The following is a 4,496-nucleotide window of genomic DNA, read 5'->3' as shown; positions in this document are numbered from 1 at the left end:
AAAGCAGGCCAAATGCGGAAGTCTGCTAGCCGTGAGAGCAGAACTTAACACGAGCAAATAAAAGTGGCAAAGTGCTAGCCGCGAGTACGCAACATAAACCGAGTAAAACACAAATCCGACCAAACAACCTACCCCCATAAATCATTCTCCCAAAGTGATATAATATTACTATCTTATATCAGGAGCCTCAAATGATAACATCTTTTCTCCATGCCCTATGGGCGAAAATACTATGGCTTGTAAGCCCCGACACTTTGCTTTCCGCCGTCGGCATAGCTTTTGCTTTAGGATTGGTAATTTTTATTCACGAATTGGGCCACTTTTTGGCTTGTAAACTTTTAAATATTAGGGTGGAGGAATTTTCAATCGGATTTGGGAAGCTCCTTAAAAAATGGGGCAAAGGGGAAACGCAGTATTCCCTGCGCGCCATACCTTTGGGCGGATACGTAAAACCCGCAGGGGAATTTTACGCGCGCGAAGCGGAAATTACCGATGACAGAGATTTCGCCGCCAAGCCTTGGTATTCAAGGGCGTTTATGGTATTTGCCGGCGCGGGTATGAACTATGTTTTGGCTTTCGTAATATTTTTTATAGTCGTACTTTCAATGGGGCTGCCTATCAACAATCCTAAACTTATTCCCCCGGTCGTCGGCGAAATTATGGAAAGTTACCCGGCTTATAAATCCGGCCTTCAGCAGGGCGATTTGATTACCGCCGTAAACAATACTCCCATACAGAACTGGGAACAAATGGTAAAAAACATAGCCGCGGCCCAAAACGAAGTTACTTTAACCTACAAACGCGGAGAGGAAACCTCTTCCGTAACTTTACCTTTGGGCGAAAATAAAAAAGTCGGCATAGCTTTGGAGCCCGTCTATCAAAAAGCGGGCGTATTTAAAGCCCTGAAAGTAGCCGCGCATCAATGCTATTACTGGACGGCCCTTTCAATCACCACGATAGCCGACAAGCTTTGGCACAAACAGGCCCCGGACGTAGCCGGCCCGATAGGCATTTTTGAAATCGTCGGCAAAGGCGTGCACAGCGGGCCGGAAGATTACTTCTTTCTTATAGGTTTAATTTCCGTAGCCATAGGCATGTTCAATTTGTTCCCTATACCTATACTTGACGGCGGGCATATACTCTTCTTTATAATTGAAGCTATAAGAGGCAAAAGAGTTAAAGAAAAAACCATATATAACGCCAGCTCCGCAGGGGCGATTTTCCTTTTGGCTTTGGTCCTTTACGCCACTTACAGCGACATAAAACGCATCAGAACGCGCTCATCGGCCAAAGCGGCTATAGAGCAAACGGTTCCCCAGCCCGCACAGGAAGACAATGCGGACGCCGTAAAGGAGGCCTCCAAATGAAGCTTGCAAGAGAAGTAAAAGTAGGGCCTTTCATATTGGGCGGCAAAAATCCCGTGCGCGTGCAGTCAATGTGCAACACCGATACGCGCGACGCGGAAGCCACCGTCAAACAAATTAAAATTTTGGAAAACGCCGGCTGTGAAATCAACCGCGTAGCCGTGCCGGATATGGACGCGGCCAAAACTTTGGGCAAAATCAAACAGGCGATTGAAACGCCCTTGGTGGCCGACATACATTTTGATTATAAACTTGCGCTTGAAGCCATAAAACAGGGCGTTGACAAAGTAAGAATAAACCCCGGCAATATCGGCGACAAAGTGAAAGTGAAAGAAGTCGTACTGGCCTGCAAGGATAAAGGCGTCGCCATAAGAATAGGCGTAAACGCCGGCTCCATTAAAGAACTTAGAAAGTTCCCCGGTCAGCCGAACTGGACTGACGAAAAATGGGCGGAAGTAATGGTCGGCGAGGCTTTGGAACAAGCCGATCTGCTTGAGCAATTAAATTTTAAAGATTATTTGGTTTCGCTGAAATCGGATAATCTGTTCCGCACCGTCGCCGCCTGCGAACTTTTGGCGAGCAAAACCGATATTCCCCAGCATATAGGGCTTACGGAAGCGGGCAGCTTCCTTGCCGGCACCGTAAAAAGTGCCATAGCCATGAGCCGCCTTTTAAGCCAAGGCATAGGCGCGACGATAAGGATTTCCCTTACGGAAGATCCCAAAATGCAGGTGCGCGCCGCTTACGAGATTTTAAAAGCTTTGGGCCTCAGGCAGTACGGCCCGAATATAATTTCCTGCCCGACTTGCGGCAGAACGCAAGTTGATATATCAGGCACGGTTAAAGCTTTGGAAGAGCAAATTTATTCCGACAAAGAACTTATCCGCCTTTCCACCGGCAAGAAAATAGCCGTAATGGGCTGTGCGGTAAACGGCCCGGGCGAAGCGCGCGACGCGGATTTCGGCATAGCCGGCGGCCGCGGCGAAGGCCTTTGGTTTAAAAAGGGCGAAATTATAGAAAAAATCCCCCAACAAATTTGGATTAAAAGAATATTAGAGGAAATCAAAAAATAATTTTTTTACTGTAATATTATGCTTTTAAAACTGGACCGAACTTTGGCGCAAAACTACAAATCCACTTCACAACAAATAAGAGTGATGAGTGAAACTTGGCTGCTGCAAAACGCTTATTGCGTCAAATGTGGAAATGTTTTGACAAAGACTCCCAATAATACTAAAGTGGAGGATTTTTATTGTTCAAATTGCAGCGAACAATTTGAACTAAAAACCGGCAAATATATCGGCAAGCAGATAACCGACGGTGCGTATTATACGATGATTGAAAAAATACAAGATAACAGTATTCCTAATTTTTTCTTTCTTAATTATTCATTAGAAGATTATCATATCCCTAATTTAATGGTAATTCCAAAGCATTATTTGACTCAAGACCTTATTATAAAAAGAAAGCCTCTATCAGAAAATGCAAAAAGAGCCGGATGGATTGGATGTAATATAAATATCAGCAATATTCCTGAAAGCGGCAAACTATATATTATTAAGAATGGAACCGTTGTACAAAAAAATAAAATTCTAACGGATTTTAATAAAATGCTCTTCTTGAGAAAAGAAAGCGAATATTCCCGCGGTTGGCTTATAGATATTATAAAATGTATAGAAAGTTTGAATAAAAAGAGTTTATCTTTAGAAGAAATATACTCTTTTGAAAATTATTTAAAAGAAAAACATCCTCTAAATAATAATATTCGCCCGAAAATACGCCAACAATTACAATTATTACGAGATAAAGGCTATATCAGATTTATAGGAAAAGGACAATACGAAATATTATAAATATATCCAAAACAAACAGAGGAAATCAAAAAATGAAATTATCGCAATATTATATACCCACTTTAAAAGAAGCCCCGAAAGACGCCGATATCGTATCGGCCAAGCTGATGTTAAGGGCCGGGCTTATACGCAAAACCGCCAGCGGCCTTTATGAATGGCTGCCTTTGGGTATGAGAATTTTGAAAAAAGTTGAAAATATCATCAGGGAAGAACTTAACGCCGCAGGCTGCTGCGAAGTTTGGCTGCCCGTAGTTCAGCCGCAGGAAATTTGGGAAGAATCCGGCCGCTGGGCCCATTACGGCAAGGAACTTCTGCGTTTTAAAGACCGCAAAGGAGCCGGCTTCTGCATGGCCCCCACCGCGGAAGAAGCTATGACGGATTTGGTGAGGAAGGACGTAAACTCCTACAAGCAGCTGCCTTTGTGCCTTTATCAGTTCGGCACAAAATTCCGCGATGAAATCCGCCCGCGTTTCGGCATAATGCGCGCCAGAGAATTTTATATGAAAGACGCCTATTCCTTCTGCGCGGACGAAAAATCCGCCGAAAAGTGGTATCAAATCCTTTATGAAGCCTATATCCGCATATTTACAAGATGCGGCTTTAAATTTAAACCCGTTGAAGCCGATACCGGCAATATCGGCGGGAACTTCTCCCACGAGTTTATGGTTTTGGCAAAAACCGGGGAAAATGAAATTTCAGTCTGCCACAAATGCGGATACACCGCCAATACGGAAAAGACCGAAATAAAAGCCCCCCAGCCCGCAGAACTTAAAGACTTACTGCCCGCAGAGGAAGTTTCCACGCCCGAAGCCAGAACGATAGACGAAGTGGCCGCTTTCTTAAAACAGCCCGCCGAGAAATTTATCAAGACGCTGGTTTACAAAGCAGACGGCAAAGGAGTTGTCGTTTTAATGCGCGGCAATGACGAACTTAACGAAATCAAACTGAAAAAGCTTTTAAACGCCGAAGAGCTGGAAAAGGCCACCCCGGAATTTTATGAGGAAGTTACTTCTTCCCCCCTCGGTTTTGCGGGGCCCTGCGGCTTAAAAGCGCGCAAGCCGGAAGTTAAAATTTACGCCGACAATTACGTAAAAACAATAGTAAACGGCACGTCCGGCGCGAACAAGAAAGACACCCATATCAAAAACGTCAATTTGGGCAGGGATTTTGAAGCGGACGTTTTTGCCGACTTGAAACTCGCCTCCAAAGGCGACCGCTGCCCGCGCTGCGGAGAAGAGTTTGAGTTCATGCGCGGCATTGAAGTGGGCCACACATTCAA

At 44.6% G+C, this 4,496-nt stretch carries 4 protein-coding genes; all 4 read left to right on the top strand.

What is annotated here, in order from left to right; all coding sequences use genetic code 11:
• Positions 1-191: 191 nt before the first annotated feature.
• Positions 192-1,367 (top strand): RIP metalloprotease RseP, encoded by a 1,176-nt coding sequence (rseP, locus tag ACQY26_RS06015; RefSeq protein ID WP_428048244.1) that lies wholly within the window; start codon positions 192-194, stop codon positions 1,365-1,367.
• Complete coding sequence (gene ispG, locus ACQY26_RS06010) at positions 1,364-2,437, top strand: flavodoxin-dependent (E)-4-hydroxy-3-methylbut-2-enyl-diphosphate synthase (RefSeq protein ID WP_428048243.1); 1,074 nt, start codon at positions 1,364-1,366, stop codon at positions 2,435-2,437. Before rseP ends, ispG begins: the two co-directional genes overlap by 4 nt.
• An 18-nt stretch (positions 2,438-2,455) precedes the next feature.
• Positions 2,456-3,217, top strand: a complete 762-nt coding sequence (locus tag ACQY26_RS06005) for a DpnI domain-containing protein (RefSeq protein WP_428048242.1) — start codon at positions 2,456-2,458, stop codon at positions 3,215-3,217.
• 32 nt (positions 3,218-3,249) lie between these two features.
• Positions 3,250-4,496: proline--tRNA ligase (gene proS / locus ACQY26_RS06000; protein WP_428048241.1), on the top strand; the 1,247-nt coding region annotated here is incomplete at its 3' end.

This window comes from Candidatus Proelusimicrobium excrementi (genome assembly GCF_937881865.1).
GTDB classification, from domain to species: domain Bacteria; phylum Elusimicrobiota; class Elusimicrobia; order Elusimicrobiales; family Elusimicrobiaceae; genus Proelusimicrobium; species Proelusimicrobium excrementi.
The sequence above is the reverse complement of the archived record's forward strand: the minus strand, read 5'-3'. Positions and strand labels throughout refer to the sequence as shown.

Excerpts from the sequence above, each read along its gene's own strand:
- rseP (WP_428048244.1), top strand. The coding sequence starts at position 192 with ATGATAACATCTTTTCTCCATGCCCTATGGGCGAAAATACTATGGCTT.
- ACQY26_RS06005 (WP_428048242.1), top strand. The coding sequence starts at position 2,456 with ATGCTTTTAAAACTGGACCGAACTTTGGCGCAAAACTACAAATCCACT.
- ispG (WP_428048243.1), top strand. The coding sequence starts at position 1,364 with ATGAAGCTTGCAAGAGAAGTAAAAGTAGGGCCTTTCATATTGGGCGGC.